Raw genomic sequence first — 17,144 nt, forward strand, 5'->3', positions numbered from 1 at the left:
GTGACGTGACCCCCTGATTTCCCTCCAAGTTGGATTAGAGTCCGGCCCTGATAGAAGGACGGTCGACAAGCGGCTGCTGGCCGATGCGATGCTGGACAAGGCGGCACTGAAGGATCTCCTGGCAAAAGGTTTTGACGCCCGCCGCGAAGCGGGAAGCTGTCGCTCATCTCCAGGCGTGCCACGGGATGAGCGAACGGCGGGCGTGCCGTGTTGTCGATGCCGATCGCAAGAGCGTGCGTTACTGTTCCACGCGTAACGATGATGCCGAGCTTCGGGAGAGGCTGCGCGAGCTGGCCAACCGGCGTCGTCGGTTCGGCTATCGGCGGCTGCATATCCTGCTGCGCCGGGAGGGGATCATGATCAACCGTAAGAAGATCCAGCGCATCTACCAGGAGGAAGGCTTGGCGGTCAGGCGGCGACGCAGCCGCAAGCGTGCTGTCGGCACAAGGGCTCCTGCCCCGGTGCCGGCTCTGCCGAACCAACGCTGGAGCCTGAACTTTGTGCACGACCAGATGGCGTCGGGCAGGAGGTTCCGTGTGCTCAATGTAGTCGACGACGTGACCAGGGAGTGCCTGGCAGCGGTGCCGGACACATCGATCTCAGGCCGCCGTGTCGTGCGAGAGCTGACGGAGCTGATCAGCCAGCGTGGCAAGCCCGGCATGATCGTCAGCGATAACGGCACTGAGCTGACCTGCAATGCGGTGCTGGCATGGTGCGGGGAGATGGGCGTGGAGTGGCATTACATCGCGCCAGGCAAGCCGATGCAGAACGGCTTTTGCGAGAGCTTCAATGGTCGCATGCGCGATGAGCTGCTGAACGAGACGCTGTTCTTGAGCATGGCCCATGCCCGTGTCGAGATCGCCGCCTGGGTGGATGATTACAACCGGGAGCGACCGCACTCATCGCTTGGCTACGCAACACCGGCGGCGTTCGCCGCCGAACTGGATAAGCAATGGCCTGCTTCGCTACGCCCTACGGACTCCGCTACGTAGCCCATTGCTACAACCGCGCTTATGCGCAAAACAACCGCTCGGCTCTAATCCCAGCTGGGGGAAAGCTGGGGGTCACGTCACCAGCCCACCGGATCTGGGAAAGGCGGAAACCTCCAGACCCAAGTGGTTCAACGTTGGGTAGCAGTCCAACAGTGCCCAAGGCTCTACCCGTAACTGGTAGAAACTTCGGACTCACACCACTAGTGAACAAAGTTATCGTGCCCTTGTAAATCCTTGAATATACTTCGAGGCGAAGCGATTTCAAAGACAACCCAAAGTAATAAGAAGCAGATTTTCACATTCCCGGCCAATCAAATCGTCTATCAAGTAAACATGTCACGGATTGCCTTACGCGATAGCTTTGCATTTTCTGTTTTTGGTAATGAATCCAGTATTTCAACTCGCTTCGGCATTTCGAACGGTGATAGCTTGGATTTGAGGAAATCCAGAAGTTCCCCTTGCGAGATATCAGTGCCGGCCTTTAGCGTGATGACGCTTAGCACTGTTTCGCCTCTATAGTTGTCCGGTATTCCGATGGCTACGGTCTCATGGACGGAGGGGTGCTCTAATACAGCGTCTTCGATGATTCGGGGATAGACGTTATAGCCACTGCAAATAATTACATCCTTTAATCGATCAACAAGATAGAGGACACCATCTTTGGTAAGAGAACCAATGTCACCGCTTCGAAAAAACCCGTCAGGAGTCATGTCGTCTGAGGTAAATGGACGTCGCCAATAACTCTGAATTACGTTTGCTCCCCTGAAGCAGATCTCCCCGTCTTCACCAGGCAAGACCTCAATAGCAGGATCGTCCAAAGAGCGGATTTCAACACACGTGCCACGCATCGGGATTCCGGTAGCGGCCTCGTGGCCAGGAAGTTTTTTGCTTGGCATCCCAACACCGCTGCCGGAGGTCTCGGTCATTGCATAGCCTTGCTGTGGCCACAGTCCAGTGGCCTCATGAAAGCGTCTAGCCAGTTCATGAGAAAGAGGTGCCCCGCCCACCAACACGTGTAGGATATTGCTCCAATCCACTTCTTTGACATCTTTTTCTTCTGCCAAGACCGCTGACAGCATGGTTGGGATTAGAATCAGAACGGACACTCGCCTTTTTCGAACCAAGTCAATCAACTCTTTCGCGGAAAAACGCTCAGTGAGTAATGCTTTACCTCCCACAATTGTGGGCTGTACGATATAGTTTAACAGTCCGGTTATGTGCGAAAACGGAGCGGCAGCATACCAAATAGCGCTATCATCCTGGATGCGGTGCAACCAGTACAGGATCTGATGCGCTCCAGCCCATATATTTCTATGGCTGAGCATCGCACCCTTCGGCGTGCCTGTCGTTCCTCCAGTATACTGGATCATGGCTACCGAATCCAGCGGTGGCGGCATTAGTTCCTCGTCTGAGGTTTCAAGGCAGAGTTCTGCGAACGCAACTTCGCTACCTCTGGTTGCCGCGGGCTCAAATTCAATCAGGTCTTTAGCATCGGCGCGACAGATAATGAGTCGGGCACCGACCTCCTCCGCCACTTGCCTTGCCTTGGAAAGCTGCATTTCTTCATCACTCACAATGATCCATTGGAGTTGCGAGTCTTCGGCTATCATTTTGAGTTGGCGCAGAGAGTATAGAGGGTTCATTCCAACACCTGCCGCCCCGATTCTCCAAAGCGCGAAGCATGCTAAAGAATAATGGGGCGTGTTTGAAAGACAAATGCCGACACGATCTCCTTGCATGATCTTCGAACTCTTGAGCCCGCTCGCAATAGCGCGCACAAGTGCCCATGATTCTGCATAAGAGAAGGATCGATCTTTAAACGATACATATTCCAATCCCTCAAATTCTTTAGCCGCATGCTCGAGTAATTGCGCTAGGGGACGCGCATCCGGCAGGGTACTTTGAAACTCCTTTAAGTGCATAAAGGTCGCCGGGTCCTGTTGACCGCTTTCGTGCATAAGTGTTCCTTGTCTAAAGCTGGGAGGGCAAAGCATTGTGATGGCCTGAGGCGTTCTGGCCGCGCACCCCTACTTCAAAAATTAACTTCGTTAATACGTAAGAGATTTTCGATCGAAGTGAGCGAGCTAAGATATACAAAATTCGCAAAATGTTCACTGCCAAATGAAAACTTTAGCGAAGCCCCTATTAATATTAGCCGATAGAGCGCGATATATAAAAGTTAGCCTCTTGATAAGAACGCCTTTACCGTTTGATTTGCTCAACTCCAGTCGTTGAAGGTCTAAGCCAGATCCCGTTCCTTCGCCATTGTAAGTGCCGTATCTTCGATCATGTCCTCCTGTCCTCCTATCATTTTCTTGCGAGCTAGTTCCATCAAGATATCACGGGCCGATAAGCCGTATTTACTCTCGGCCTCCTTGGCCTGGTACAGAAAAGTCGAATAGACCCCTGCGAAACCAAGCGTTATTGAGTCCCGATCTGCACGGGGCGGTTCCGGCATGATCGGCAGAACCCGATCCTCCGCTACATCCATCAGTTTAAACAGGTCCACCCCGGTCTCGATGCCCAATCGCTCTCCGACGGCAGCCATCAATTCGAGCGGTGTATTGCCAGCGCCAGCACCCAGTCCGGCAGCAGAGCCATCGATGCGATCCGCGCCGGCCGCCACTGCTGCCAGGGAATTGGCGACTCCCATCCCGAGATTGTGATGAGCGTGAAACCCGATCTCGGTTTCGTCCTGTAATGCTTTCCGAAGGCCAATAATACGATCGGTGACTTCGTCAGGAAGCATGTAACCTGCCGAATCAACACAGTAGATTGTTGTTGCTCCATACCCTTCCATCAACAACGCCTGCTCCACGAGATGCTCGGGCGGCGTCATATGCGCCATCATGAGAAAGCCGACTGTATCAAGCCCAAGTTCCCGTCCCAGGCCAATGTGCTGTTCGGTGACGTCTGCTTCGGTGCAATGCGAGGCGACATGAACACATCCTGCCCCGCAATCGGCAGCCATCCGCAACTCATCCAGAGTGCCAATGCCCGGAACATGGAGTACCGAGATAGTCGCCCTTTTTACTACCTTGGCCACTGCCGAGATGTATTCGCTATCCGAATGGAGTCCGCGACCGTAATTCAGGGATGATCCTCCCAACCCGTCACCGTGTGTGACCTGGATCAACGGTACCCCCGCGTCATCAAGCCCGGAAGCGATATCGACCATCTGATCCAGCGTGATCTGATGCCGCATGGAATGCATGCCGTCGCGCAAACACATATCATGAAGCTTGAGCTTTCGACCCCAGACTTCTTCTTCGAGTGTCATTATGCATTCTCCTTGAAAGGTGTGAGTTCAAGCCGGCCATTAAGGATCTCGTGTGCAAACATTTCAGCCGTGCGCGCTGCGGCCGCAGTCATAATATCCAGATTCCCCGCATATTTGGGCAGAAAATCGCCAAGGCCCTGTACTTCGAGAAAGATCGAGACTTTGCGGCCCTCGAAAATTGGCCCGTTCTTCAATTGGTAGCCGGGGACATATTGTTGCACAGCAGAAATCATCTCGTGCACGGATGCGGTGATCGCTTCCTGATCCGGTTGGTCAACTGTTTCACAATAGACTGTGTCCCGCATCATCAGCGGAGGCTCGGCAGGATTGACGACCACGATAGCCTTGCCTTCGGCTGCACCACCCACTTTAGAGACCGCCGCAGAAGTGGTGCGCGTAAACTCGTCGATATTCTTACGGGTACCCGCTCCGATCGACTTCGACGCGACCGTTGCGATTATCTCGGCATAATCAACGCTTTGAACTTTGCTGATGGCGGCGACCATCGGAATCGTGGCCTGGCCCGCGCATGTGACCATGTTGACGTTCATTGCCTTACGGCCTGCCAGATCCTTGAGATTGACCGGGGGAACGCAAAGCGGGCCCAAGGCGGCGGGCGTCAGGTCGATCATAAGAATGCCCAGCTCGTTCAGCTTTCGGCTGTTTTCGGCGTGGACATAGGCCGAAGTCGCATCAAACGCGATGCTCACTCCATCCTCGATTGCGTGAGGCACCAGCCCATCAACCCCTTCGGCAGTGGTCTTGAGGCCCAGTTCCTTCGCGCGGGCAAGACCTTCGGAGCCGGCCTCTATACCCACCATCCAAACGGGTTCGAGAACTTCGGAACGAAGCAGTTTGTAAAGCAGATCGGTGCCGATATTCCCCGGCCCGATTATTGCGCATTTAATTTTGTCCATCTGTGCATCCTTACTTTGTCACTAGAGTGCGCCGAGGTTTGTCACCTCGTTGCTATCCTTGCCGAAGCACGCGATTGGCTAAGAAAAAGTCATGCGACAGGACCCAAGCCCGTCGCTGAGGTTAAGCTGCAGCGTGTCACCGCTGGATATGTCGATCATCGGCCCAAGTGCTCCGGAAAGGATTATTTCACCCGCCCTGAACGGCATTCCAAGCTCTCCAAGCGTATTGGCGAGCCAAGCGACAGAGTTAAGAGGGGAACCCTGAACAGCGGCGCCGATCCCGCTCGCAACCTCGACTCCATTACACTCGATTGTCATGGTCACTTTGGCCAGATCGATCTGACGCGGATCGACCCGCGCGGTCCCAATCGCGAATATTCCGCACGAGGCGTTATCCGCGACTGTATCCTGAATTTTGATATCCCAGTCGTGAATGCGGCTATCGACGATCTCAAAGCAGGCAGTGACATATTCGGTCGCCTCCAGTACATCGGCGGCGGTCACGCCTGGCCCGTTGAGATCATGTTTCAGAATGAACGCAATTTCGCCTTCGGCCTTGGGTTGGATGAGTGATTTGTGATCTACCGTGGCGCAATCGGGAACCAGCATTCGATCGGTCAATTGTCCGAAATCAGGCTCGAACACTCCAATCATTTCCTGCACCACTTTGGAGGTAACGCCGATCTTTTTTCCGATGATCTTTTCGCCAGCTTCCAGACGGCGCGCGATCATTCGTTCCTGGACGCGATAGGCGTCGCCAATATCTATCTCCGGATGGCGATCCCGCAGATTGGAAACCGTTAGGCCCCTGATTAGAGCGCCGTAGAGTTCATCGCCCAGTGAAGATATTATTGAACTTTCGAGTGGCATTGCCTTAAATTCTCCCAAACGTGCGCATCGAAACGCCCTTGTATCTTTTGCCGATGTCGTCTGCGGGCCCACCATCGAGCAATTCACTGGCCATCAAATGCGAAGCGTCTTTGAAGGCGAAACGGTTCGAAAGCGGGACCTTCCATTTTGTAATTTCGTCTGTGCGCCATTGTCAGGTGCTCCGCCAAGCTTGATGGAGGCTTTTGTTGCCCAAAAGTCTCACCCTGTGATAGCAAGGAGCGCATGAACAACGAATCCAGCACATCAGTAGTCGAGCGAATACTCGACCTCATCGGTAGCGTTTCTTCCTCACCCATGACTGTGAAGGAAATCTCCAAACATACTGGGATTCCCGTCTCTACAGCTCACCGCCTTCTTAAGCCGTTGGTCGAGCGCAAATTTTTAGTCCGGCATCGTCGAGGGCTATACGCGCTTGGCATCGCCAGCGTGGAAATAGCGGCACGTGCGGATATCGACTCGATTATTACCACTGCGACCCGGCCCATTATCGCAGACCTCGCCAAGACTTGCAGGCGCACGGCGCATCTGGGCGTCTTTCGAGACAACCTTGTACGCTATTTGGTCAAGGTCGAATCTGGGTGCCGACGGTCTCCTTCTCGGGAGGAGATCGAGCTCGAGGCTTATTGCACGGCGATTGGCAAGGCCCTGCTTGCCCAGCTGGAACGCGATACGCTTGAAGACTATCTTGCCTTGGGCGATTTCGTTCCTCTTACGGAAAACACAATATTCGATGTCGATGACTTGAGAGAGGAAATCAACGGCGTACGCCGACAGGGATGGGCGATGGATCGAGGGGAGATGTACCCAGAGCTGCGCTGCCTCGCGGTGCCAATACTGTGCAGGCCTGGCCTGTTGGCGGCTGTGTCAGTCACCGAGGTCTGCAAAGACGTTGATCCCGAGAAAGCGGAACAGGATTTGCTTACGCTCTTTCCGCGTATCGTTGAAGCGGCAAAGGCAGTTTCCGATGTTTTGCGAATGCCAGGGGACGAGGTTCGCGAGAAGCGAAGTAAGAAGACCTGACGCGCTCGGCCTAACCCATTCGCGAGATCAATCCGCCATCGCTGACCAGGATCGTTCCATTTAGGTTTACTCCATCTCTAGGTGACGCGAGAAGCACATAGCATCCGGCATGGTCTTCCGCCTCTGCCGCCCTTGCCAGTGGCGATGCCTTCGCCACCATTTCGACTGTGCGCTGTTCGGAATCGAGACGACGCGATGCGCTCTCCAGTGTGCCCAATCCCGAAAGGCCCGTGACAGTCCCGCCAGGAGCAACGCCGTTAACGCGGATTTGCGGCGCCCATTCATAAGCAAGTTGATAAACTATGCCCCGCAGTGCGAACTTGCTGGCAGTGTACAATGTGCCACCGCCGCCAGCTCTGAAACTAGCATTGGAGCAGGTCACTATCAGAGAGCCCATGGATTTCCGCAACGCATCTGCGGAAGCTCGCGCCAAGAGCAAAGTCGACAGCACATTAATTCGGAACAATTCCTCGAACGCTGCCCCCAAGTCTTCCATTGTCATGCGATCTATACGTTTGTACCAGTCGTAAACGCCGGCGTTCGCTATCGCGGTGTCCAATTTTCCGAACTTTTCCTTCGCAAGTTCGACGCCCGCTTCGCAGATTGCAGCCTCTGTGCAATCTCCAGCTAAGACAGAGCACCGATCTCCCAAGTGATCCGACAGATCCGCGAGAGCGTCGGCATTGCGATCCAACGCAACTACATTCGCTCCTTCCTCGACGAAACGCATCGCCACTGCCTTGCCGATACCTGAAGCCGCGCCAGTGATTAACGCTGTTTGGTCCAAAAGTTTTCCCATCAATTCTCACCCTCTGGGTTTTTGTCTATCTGACATCAACCATCCATACTCCAGCGTATTGACATCTTCCAAGGTCCCTCGCAACAGATAAGGAAGAAGAATTTGGCGAAATGCTGCTTTGGAGAGAGGTATGCCCGGTAATACGGAGCTTCCCGATATCGGGTTGTCGATAGACGTCGATGGTATCCAGACAAATTATCACGAATGTGGAGAAGGGGACCCCGTTATCCTCCTTCACGGTTCGGGTCCTGGCGTGACCGCCTGGCAAAACTGGCGAGGAATCCTGCCAAAACTTGGGGAAACGCACAGAGTTCTGGCCCTCGACATCGTGGGCTTCGGCTTTAGCCAACTGCCTGAAGGAGAGAAACCGGGCATCAAGCTGTGGACGCGGCATCTGGCGGGCTTTATAGAAGCCCTTGGCCTCGACCGCGTAACGCTGGTCGGCAACAGCTTCGGTGGTGCTCTCGCGCTGGGAATGATGGCTTTTCATTCCGACAAAGTGCGCTCGCTTATTCTTATGGGCACACCGGCTGGTGAGTTTGAGCAGACGCGGGGACTGGCGGACAGCCGATCCTTCGAGCCCAGCATGGACGCCATGCGCGCTATGATGAAGGCATTCCCATACGATCCGTCAATAGTTACCGACGAGGCGGTGGCCGCGCGCCTGCGTGTGGCGGAGATCGCCAGCGGGAAAGAAACAATCCACAAGCTGCAGCCTGACGCTGGTCAAGCACCGGAAGGTCCACGGATCGTCAAGGGTATTCCGCTGGAGCAGTTGGAAGCTATCGATGCGCCAACGCTGATTCTGCACGGCCGCGAAGACAAGATGATTCCATTGCATGTTGCAGTGCGAATGCATGAACACCTGAAGCGCTCCGAGATGCATGTTTATGGTCAATGCGGCCACTGGGTCCAGCTAGAGCGTGAGGATCAGTTTCTGGACCAAATACGCGCATTTCTCCGTTGCAATTGAGGTCCTCGCTAGCCGTAATTCTTAACCGATAAGTCTTTAAGACAGTTTCCAGCTAAATGGTATTTATGCAGATGTCGAAAACCAGATCCGAGATACTTCGTCGCCTCAGTGAAGGCGATCCAGCTTTCCTGCGCGAAGAATATAGTGATGTAGTGACCATGTTCTGGGACGCGGTAGAAGCTTGTCCTGAAAAGCTGGCATTGATTGAGGGAGATCGAAGGCTCACATACGCCCAGTTCGGTTCTGCGGTTACAGGTCTCGCCACGCGCATTGGCGAGATTGTTCCGCCATCAGGCCGTGTCGCTATTTCCATCCCGAATTCGATCGAAGCAAACGTCGCCATTTTCGCTGCATTGAGCGCTGGTGTCGAAATTTCGATGGCCAATGCCGAATATACGCCGCGCGAACTGGGGGTGCTGTTCGGGATTGCGGAGCCTGACCTGATTCTGGCGGGTGGAAAGAATGCAGCAGTCGTCGGTGACGCCGCCGATAAGATAGGAATACCTCTGGTTGTCGTGGGCGAGGGCGGTATTGGACTTGAGCAATTGCTGGAAGCGCCGACAGAGCGGCCAGAACTGGAAATTACAGGCGAGAGCCCCTGTATAATCATGTTTACGGGTGGGTCGACCGGCGCGCCGAAGGCGGTCAGGCGCAACCAAAGGTCGGAAATGAACTGCATCAAGGCGATGCATACAGCTTGGCCCACTCGCCTACACGAAGAGGTCTGGCTCAATGTTGCCCCCGTCAGCCATGTCTGGGGCTTGCACATGGGTTGCTTCAATCCGGTGTATGGGCGCGCTCCCCTCGTAATCGTTCCGCGCTTCCAGCCAGACGTCACGGCAGGTCTGATGGAAAAGCACAGGGTCAGCGTCTTCAGCGGTGGTCCGGCGGCGATCTATCAAGGGCTCCTCTCGGCTCCCAATCACGACCTTTCCGCGCTGTGGCTGTGTCCGGGTGGCGGTTCGGTATTCTCGCGGCAGACGCTTCTGCGTTGGGAGGCTAAGACTGGCCTCCCGATCCTTGAGGCATTTGGCATGACAGAAGGTGGTCCCTTAACGGCGCAGCCACTTGACGGAACGCACAAGTATGGCACAGCCGGACGTCCGCTGCCCGGTATCGAGGTGGAGATAGCTGCGCTCGACGAAAGTGGAAGACGGTTGGACGCAAATGAAGCCGGTGAAATTATGGTCCGGGGAGAACGGGTCGTTGATCGTTACATGGGTCTTCCGCCCTGCGGAGATCACGGCTGGCTTCCCACAGGAGACATCGGATATTTAACATCAGATGGATTTCTGACAGTCGTCGACCGCAAGAAAGACATGCTCATCGTCGCAGGATTCAATGTCTACCCAAGCGAGATCGAGGAGGTAATTTCTAAGGTTCCAGGGGTCACGGACGTAGCTGTGATTTCAGTGCCCGACGATCGCAAAGGCGAAGTTCCCTTAGCTTTCGTAGCGACAGAACAGGGCTCCGAGGTAACGGAGAATATGCTGCTCAATCACTGCGCTCGGAACCTGACCGATTACAAAATTCCCCGCACCATCATACTATTAGACGCAATCCCAAAAACGCCCGCGCAAAAGCCGGACAGGAAAAGGCTCAAGATTATCGCGGAAAATCGTTGAAAGAGATCACTGCCGCTTAGCTGAAGAACTATGAATTGCTTTTGAGGGTTTGAAATCGGATTTGGAGACGACGTTGCCGTAACTGGCGCACGGGATACGGCGGGTCAGTGCACCCCTCCCCGAATCCTTTGTGAAATCATTTCTCATGATCAGAAGCGGATTGCTTTGAAGAGAGTTGCCGATAGAGGCTGGATTAACAATGCGATCTATTACCGGATTTTCCAAAGGAAGCCGGTAGGATATGTCTAACAGGGTTTTTGCTGACCTCGCCGGTTGGAAGCGTAGATTCAATTAGCCGATGATCTGGGCCACGCATTTTCTGTGCCACGCATCTCTGGGCTTACCGAACAGTAGACAGCTTACTGAATGGGAGGCTCCTCCCAGAGGTGCCGGGTGCACCAAAGGCGGCATGGATTCCGAGCTTCGTGCGTTCTTGGAGGGCTAAGGTGGTCACTGGCAATGCTGGCGGGCGGAGGGGCGGATAAAGCGACTTCATAGGGGCGGCTGATGCTCGACGCGCTTCCCGAGGCTCGCACTGCTCGGCGATAGCCCAATAGACCGACTGGTTCCCGCGACCGCCGGACCTTCCCCGACTCCTTCTCAAAAGCTAATTGCGAAATGCTAGAATGCATACTTCATCGATTGCGCGATAGCGCAAACATGTTCGGCAAACTTTAGAACTGAAGACGGGTCCTCACTGTTGTTGTGGGCGCCCCTTGCATCAGCCTATTTGCAACGTGGTGCGGACGTTGTAGCTCGAAGTGTGGACGACGCCTGCGGCACAAGAGCTTGTTAAGTAAAGATGAGTATCGGTCGGGTGCATTCAGGTGTTCAGCCAGTTCGCGCAGTACGCTTTGACCGCTAGTTTTGATGAAGTCCGTAGGCTAGCTCCCTAAGCACATCATCGCGCTCTAAGCGCTGGGCCCCGGAGTTTTGCTGGCCCCTCGGTCTGACCAGTTCGCCATCACTACCTAGCTACCCCTACGCCATCCTGCCGCCGGGCAATATCCGGCGGTGTGGACGAGAGTCCGGCGGCGGCACCCCTGCTGCTTTGTAAGCTGATCGCGACACTCGCGATCTTCGCAGGTTTGCGTTCGATCAGCTAGCTATCCACGGCTGCCGATCTGCACCCTTGCGCGTTATCCGCATCACTGCCGTCGCGCGCCGACCACGAGCAGCCGACTTAAGTCGCCGTCGCGCTGCTTGGTCATCCCGGCCGTTCCTCGCCGCCGTGGCTGCGCGCCCGAAGATAAGCGCATACCATGCCGTGACCTGACGCCCTAATCTGAATAGAGACGCATCTGGCTCCGCCGCTGATATGGCCGACGCTGTGTTCGGACCGTATTCCGGAATCGTGACGAGCCGCCGGGCCGTCTCATCGGGGCGGTGCCACTCAAGTATTTGCGCTTCTAGCCGGTCGACCTCGTTGGCTAGCGTCCTAAGTTGGGCAGCTAGGCTGCTTAGCGCCCGACTAAGAAATGAACGACCAGCTTTCCCTGCCGCTTATGTTAAGAACACTCTGCGCATGATCCACTCTGACGGTGACAATCTCCTGCTCATCTGCCGATTGCTAGACGTAGACCTACGACGACTGATTCATGGCGCAAATATGATGATGCAGGGGCCAACTACGCTATCCCGTTAACCCACATCCGTTACGACCGATGCGTAAGCACGTTCTTTTCCGCTAACGGCATTACCGCTGCTCTGAGCCCGAAGTTTCTACCAGTACCGGTAGAGTTGGCCCGTTTTGATGCCCATCGTTGAGCGTGATGGCGAAACGTAATGGGGAAGCATGCCCCCAGTACGGTTTGCCGTTTGATCCTCCCCGATCACAACCGGATCTTTCCCGAGGCTCGAGCGGGGCCGGAAGTGGTTGTAGTCGTGCCGCCAGGCTTCCAGTACCTGGCGGCCGAGGGCGAGGCTTGTGAAAATCGTCTCGTCCAGGCACTCGCCCTGCAGGCGCGCGCTCGATGTAATGCCACTCGACATTGCGCTCCTTGGACCAGCGTAGGATCGCCATACCGTCAGCTCAATGCCTTTATCGCTGGCGATCGTATGGGGCCGTGCCATCCGCTCGAAGACTGCTGGATTAGCTCCCGCCCGACCCGAGCGCCGGAGATAGACAGATTGGCGCTCAGACGCGCGCACACTTGGCTGCTATCACCAACGACAGCAAAGATCCCGAACCTTCGCCCACAGGCAAAGGCATCGGACACAAAGTCCAGGCTCCAGCGCTGATTGGGTCCCTGCGGGAATGTCATTGGTGCTCGTGTGCCCAGGGCCCGCCTGCGAACGCCACGGCGGCGCACTTGTAGCCGTTCCTCGCGATAAAGCCGCCGGAGCTTCTTGTGGTTCATCGCCCACTTCCTGGCACAGCAGGCAGCGCAACCGCCGGTAGCCGAACCAACGACGCTGGCTGGCCAGTTCACTGATGCGCTCATGGGCCTTCGCATCGTCAGGACGATGACTGACGTAGCGCACCATAGTCCGACCTACGCCCAGGATCACGCAGGCCCGGCACCGGCTCACCTCGAAAACCTTCTGGAGATGAGCCACCGGCTGCCGCTTGGCTCCGTGCGCTAAAACTTTTTTTTACGCTGCCCCTCTTGAGGACGGCGTTGTCGAGCATCGAGTCCGCCAGCAGCTTCTTCAGCCGCTCGTTCTCTTACTCAAGCTGACGTAAATGCCGGGGGTATCCGAAACTTCCAGTCCGCCATACTTTAACTTCTTGTAGAAGGTCGCCGAACTAACCCCGGGACGGCGGCACGCCTCCGGTGTTGGCATCCCCGCTTCCTGCTCCTTCAACACAGCGATGATCTTCTCTTTGCTGAACCTGATTCGCTTCATTCGTCCGTCTCTTTATCAGGGCCGGACTCCAATTATCATTGGAAGAAATCTAGTGGCTGAGACCACCGCAACCGTCACATTCCGGCTAGATGAATAGATAGAATTCCCACCAACTCCAATGGAATATTCTCACCCTCTGATAGATAGCTGCACATATGCATCTCAAACATTCTTCCACGTATTGACATCGCTGCTGAGCGTGGCGACACCAACATGGAATAGTTTCGGCGGGGTGAGAGAAGAGGCAAATGCAAGATTATTCAAAAAGCAGAAAGCGCACCTTGCCTTATTATGGAATTTAATTCGGCAGTTGAGCTTAGGCAAAACACTTATCTCTTTTCTAGAGAATAGGTATTACTTCATTCAAAAACGGTCTAAATTTCTTTTGGGTTGTGGTGCTTGGTGAGCCAAGACAAGAACAATAATATCAGGGAGAGGTAATTATGGAAATAGTAGTCACGAAATCAGCAATGCTATCGTTGTTGCTTTGTCCACTAATCCTAAATGTGGAGCGCGCAGAGGCGCAAGAGCAGGACGTCGAGGCAGGCGATCCGATAGCTTCAAATTCAGAAGTTGGGGCTCAGGCTATCGTTGTCACCGCCACCCGTCGTGAAGAGGATTTGCAGGACGTTCCTGTCGCAGTTTCGGCCGTATCAGACGAGGCGCTTACTATCGCGGGTGTGGAACAGGTGCGAAATCTCAACCTAGTTGCTCCCGGCTTCAATGGGGGGCGCAATCAGCTTGTGATGCAACCTAGTATACGTGGGGTAGGGTCGAGTGGAACGTCCGTAGGTGACGAGTCTAACGTCGCAGTTTATGTTGATGGGGTTTATCAAGGCGATCCCTATTCGACGCAAGTTGACCTTGTCGAAGTATCTCGCGTTGAGGTGCTGCGGGGGCCGCAGGGAACTGTGTTCGGTCGCAACGCCACTGGCGGTTTGGTCAACGTTGTCACCCCCGACCCTCAGTTCACTCCGCGCGCTCGTTTCCGAGCTAGCTGGGGGCGTATGCGTGAAGATTCGAACAAATTTGATATCCAGGCGTATGCTACCGGTGGCTTGACAGACACCATAGCGGCGGATCTCGCTGTGCTTTATCGTAATCAAGGCGGATACGTAACGTACTTGCCTGATGGCGGGACAGTTGGTGAGACGGAGATCGCTTCAATCCGCTCGAAATTGCTTTTCGAGCCAAGTAGCGATGTTCAGTTCATTCTAACTGTCGGTTTTGTTGACACTCAGGACGAAAATGCTGCTACCGCTCGACCTCTGGGAGATAATACGCTGGCCGCAAACATCGAGGGGGTGCTTCTTCCTGAAAGCCCATGGGAAGCTTCTAACGTAACCTTCGGCATACCAGGCCGTTCTGATTTTAACCGACTAGATATCGCTCTTAAAGGGCTTATTGATCTAGACGGGGTCCTTTTGGAATCAACCAGTTCTTATATGCGCACCCGCGTGCACCAGATAGGCGATTCTGATGCGACTAACATACTCCTTGGCGAAACGAATATGCGGGTCAGGCCGGATACGTTCACTCAAGAACTTCGTCTGATTTCGGATAATTCTAGTTCCCTCAATTGGACTACCGGGGTTTATTATTACCAACTTGAAGGTGAGCAACCTCTAATTCTAATCAATCGGAGGGACGTAACGCAGCCTATTACTCCTCTGACGCTTGAGCCGGAGGTCGACAATTCGTCAATCGCGGGCTTCGTTGAGGGTACTTACGATCTGACGCCCAGCTTGTCGATTACCCTGGGTGGCCGATACACACTAGAAACTCGGAAATTTTCACAGCGTATAAATGGCGTACAGCTCTTCACGGATGCAGAGGAGGATTTCGATAAGTTCACCTATCGTGCTGCTATCCAATATGAAGTTTCACCATTCCTGAACATTTATGCCACCTATGGGAACGGGTTTAAGAGTGGAACTTTCAACACGTTCAGCCCCTCTAATGTGGCTGTGCAACCGGAAACCATCGATGCCGTCGAATTTGGCATAAAGGCTGATCCGTTGCCATGGCTGCGGGCGAACCTTGCGACATACTTCTACAATTATGACAATCTCCAGGTTACCGCGCGGGCAGCAGACAATTCGTTTGTTTTGCAGAATGCTGCCAGTGCAGAAATCTATGGGGGCGAATTGGAGCTGTTCGTAGATCCTGTGACCGGTCTGAACCTGCGTGCGGCACTTGCTTATGCTCATTCCGAGTATGTAGACTTCCCCAATGCGCAGGTTTTTCTACCCCAACCAGGCGGCGGCAACTTGGTTTCGACCGCTGATGCATCTGGCAATCAGCTTGTCCGCGCCCCAGAGTTCACTTTGACATTGAATGGGCGCTACACCTTCGATGCTTGGGAAGGCGAAGCATTCGTGGGAGGCAACCTGTTCCATTCGAGTTCGGTATACTATGACTATCTGAACATCTTTGAGCAGGAACCATACCAACTTTTGACAGCTGAGATTGGATGGACTAATCCCGATGACGACTTTACTTTCCGTATCTATGGAAAAAACCTTACGAATGAAGCGGTTGTTCAGCAAATTTCGCCCGGTCCCCTCGCTGCCTATGCTACCTACGAACGTCCTCGTGAGATAGGAGCTAGTTTAGAAGTTAGATTCTAATTCTCTGGTGGTTGGAGGCAGGGTGTTATCTTTATTTTGGCAAAGTCAAGACCCAAGATCAGAAGATCTTGGGTCTTGACCTGCTCAACTTGAGTTGACGTGACCCCCAGCTTTCCCCCAGCTGGGATTAGAGCCGAGCGGTTGTTTTGCGCATAAGCGCGGTTGTAGCAATGGGCTACGTAGCGGAGTCCGTAGGGCGTAGCGAAGCAGGCCATTGCTTATCCAGTTCGGCGGCGAACGCCGCCGGTGTTGCGTAGCCAAGCGATGAGTGCGGTCGCTCCCGGTTGTAATCATCCACCCAGGCGGCGATCTCGACACGGGCATGGGCCATGCTCAAGAACAGCGTCTCGTTCAGCAGCTCATCGCGCATGCGACCATTGAAGCTCTCGCAAAAGCCGTTCTGCATCGGCTTGCCTGGCGCGATGTAATGCCACTCCACGCCCATCTCCCCGCACCATGCCAGCACCGCATTGCAGGTCAGCTCAGTGCCGTTATCGCTGACGATCATGCCGGGCTTGCCACGCTGGCTGATCAGCTCCGTCAGCTCTCGCACGACACGGCGGCCTGAGATCGATGTGTCCGGCACCGCTGCCAGGCACTCCCTGGTCACGTCGTCGACTACATTGAGCACACGGAACCTCCTGCCCGACGCCATCTGGTCGTGCACAAAGTTCAGGCTCCAGCGTTGGTTCGGCAGAGCCGGCACCGGGGCAGGAGCCCTTGTGCCGACAGCACGCTTGCGGCTGCGTCGCCGCCTGACCGCCAAGCCTTCCTCCTGGTAGATGCGCTGGATCTTCTTACGGTTGATCATGATCCCCTCCCGGCGCAGCAGGATATGCAGCCGCCGATAGCCGAACCGACGACGCCGGTTGGCCAGCTCGCGCAGCCTCTCCCGAAGCTCGGCATCATCGTTACGCGTGGAACAGTAACGCACGCTCTTGCGATCGGCATCGACAACACGGCACGCCCGCCGTTCGCTCATCCCGTGGCACGCCTGGAGATGAGCGACAGCTTCCCGCTTCGCGGCGGGCGTCAAAACCTTTTGCCAGGAGATCCTTCAGTGCCGCCTTGTCCAGCATCGCATCGGCCAGCAGCCGCTTGTCGACCGTCCTTCTATCAGGGCCGGACTCTAATCCAACTTGGAGGGAAATCAGGGGGTCACGTCAC

At 54.8% G+C, this 17,144-nt stretch carries 11 protein-coding genes and 3 pseudogenes; 6 read left to right on the plus strand and 8 right to left on the minus strand.

The window, feature by feature from the left end:
• Positions 1-67 precede the first annotated feature (67 nt).
• Positions 68-992: pseudogene (locus tag D2V07_RS18015) on the plus strand (IS3 family transposase); the annotation flags it as partial.
• A gap of 323 nt (positions 993-1,315) precedes the next feature.
• Here D2V07_RS18015 and D2V07_RS18020 read toward each other — a convergent pair.
• The 4 genes from D2V07_RS18020 to D2V07_RS18035 form a co-directional block, all read right to left on the minus strand.
• Positions 1,316-2,950, minus strand: coding sequence for an AMP-binding protein (locus D2V07_RS18020; protein ID WP_158586895.1), 1,635 nt, complete (start codon positions 2,948-2,950; stop codon positions 1,316-1,318).
• Between the two features lie 281 nt (positions 2,951-3,231).
• Positions 3,232-4,272: a 4-hydroxy-2-oxovalerate aldolase gene (gene dmpG, locus D2V07_RS18025; RefSeq protein ID WP_119588287.1), complete on the minus strand. Its 1,041-nt coding sequence runs from the start codon at positions 4,270-4,272 to the stop codon at positions 3,232-3,234.
• Complete coding sequence (locus D2V07_RS18030) at positions 4,272-5,189, minus strand: acetaldehyde dehydrogenase (acetylating) (RefSeq protein WP_119588288.1); 918 nt, start codon at positions 5,187-5,189, stop codon at positions 4,272-4,274. Before D2V07_RS18030 ends, dmpG begins: the two co-directional genes overlap by 1 nt.
• A 78-nt stretch (positions 5,190-5,267) precedes the next feature.
• Positions 5,268-6,059, minus strand: coding sequence for a fumarylacetoacetate hydrolase family protein (locus D2V07_RS18035; RefSeq protein ID WP_119588289.1), 792 nt, complete (start codon positions 6,057-6,059; stop codon positions 5,268-5,270).
• A 243-nt stretch (positions 6,060-6,302) separates the two neighbouring features.
• Between D2V07_RS18035 and D2V07_RS18040 the strand changes: the two genes are divergently transcribed.
• Positions 6,303-7,100 carry an IclR family transcriptional regulator gene (locus tag D2V07_RS18040; RefSeq protein WP_119588290.1) on the plus strand — a complete coding sequence of 266 codons (798 nt, stop codon included), beginning with the start codon at positions 6,303-6,305 and terminating at the stop codon, positions 7,098-7,100.
• A gap of 10 nt (positions 7,101-7,110) precedes the next feature.
• Here D2V07_RS18040 and D2V07_RS18045 read toward each other — a convergent pair whose 3' ends face one another.
• Positions 7,111-7,899: an SDR family NAD(P)-dependent oxidoreductase gene (locus D2V07_RS18045; RefSeq protein ID WP_119588291.1), complete on the minus strand. Its 789-nt coding sequence runs from the start codon at positions 7,897-7,899 to the stop codon at positions 7,111-7,113.
• A gap of 130 nt (positions 7,900-8,029) precedes the next feature.
• On the opposite strand from D2V07_RS18045, the gene D2V07_RS18050 reads away from it, so the two are divergent.
• Positions 8,030-8,872: an alpha/beta fold hydrolase gene (locus tag D2V07_RS18050; protein ID WP_119588292.1), complete on the plus strand. Its 843-nt coding sequence runs from the start codon at positions 8,030-8,032 to the stop codon at positions 8,870-8,872.
• 71 nt (positions 8,873-8,943) lie between these two features.
• Positions 8,944-10,497: a class I adenylate-forming enzyme family protein gene (locus D2V07_RS18055; protein WP_158586896.1), complete on the plus strand. Its 1,554-nt coding sequence runs from the start codon at positions 8,944-8,946 to the stop codon at positions 10,495-10,497.
• 1,722 nt (positions 10,498-12,219) lie between these two features.
• Here D2V07_RS18055 and D2V07_RS19185 read toward each other — a convergent pair.
• The gene (locus D2V07_RS19185) at positions 12,220-12,570 is read right to left on the minus strand and encodes an integrase core domain-containing protein (protein ID WP_407641611.1); all 351 of its coding nucleotides are present in this window, start codon (positions 12,568-12,570) and stop codon (positions 12,220-12,222) included.
• 276 nt (positions 12,571-12,846) lie between these two features.
• Here D2V07_RS19185 and D2V07_RS19190 point away from each other — a divergent pair, with 276 nt between their 5' ends.
• Positions 12,847-13,083 (plus strand): hypothetical protein, encoded by a 237-nt coding sequence (locus D2V07_RS19190; protein ID WP_407641612.1) that lies wholly within the window; start codon positions 12,847-12,849, stop codon positions 13,081-13,083.
• Between the two features lie 85 nt (positions 13,084-13,168).
• On the opposite strand, the pseudogene D2V07_RS19195 reads toward D2V07_RS19190, so the two are convergent.
• Positions 13,169-13,347 (minus strand): annotated as a pseudogene (locus D2V07_RS19195) (transposase); the annotation flags it as partial.
• Positions 13,348-13,790: 443 nt separating this feature from the next.
• Here D2V07_RS19195 and D2V07_RS18065 point away from each other — a divergent pair.
• A complete protein-coding gene (locus D2V07_RS18065; protein WP_119588294.1) occupies positions 13,791-15,977 on the plus strand; it encodes a TonB-dependent receptor in 2,187 nt (728 codons plus the stop codon).
• A gap of 175 nt (positions 15,978-16,152) precedes the next feature.
• Here the strand turns inward: D2V07_RS18065 and D2V07_RS18070 are convergent.
• Positions 16,153-17,077: pseudogene (locus D2V07_RS18070) on the minus strand (IS3 family transposase); the annotation flags it as partial.
• Positions 17,078-17,144: the final 67 nt, after the last annotated feature.

It is taken from the genome of Aurantiacibacter zhengii (assembly GCF_003584125.1).
Taxonomy (GTDB): domain Bacteria; phylum Pseudomonadota; class Alphaproteobacteria; order Sphingomonadales; family Sphingomonadaceae; genus Alteraurantiacibacter; species Alteraurantiacibacter zhengii.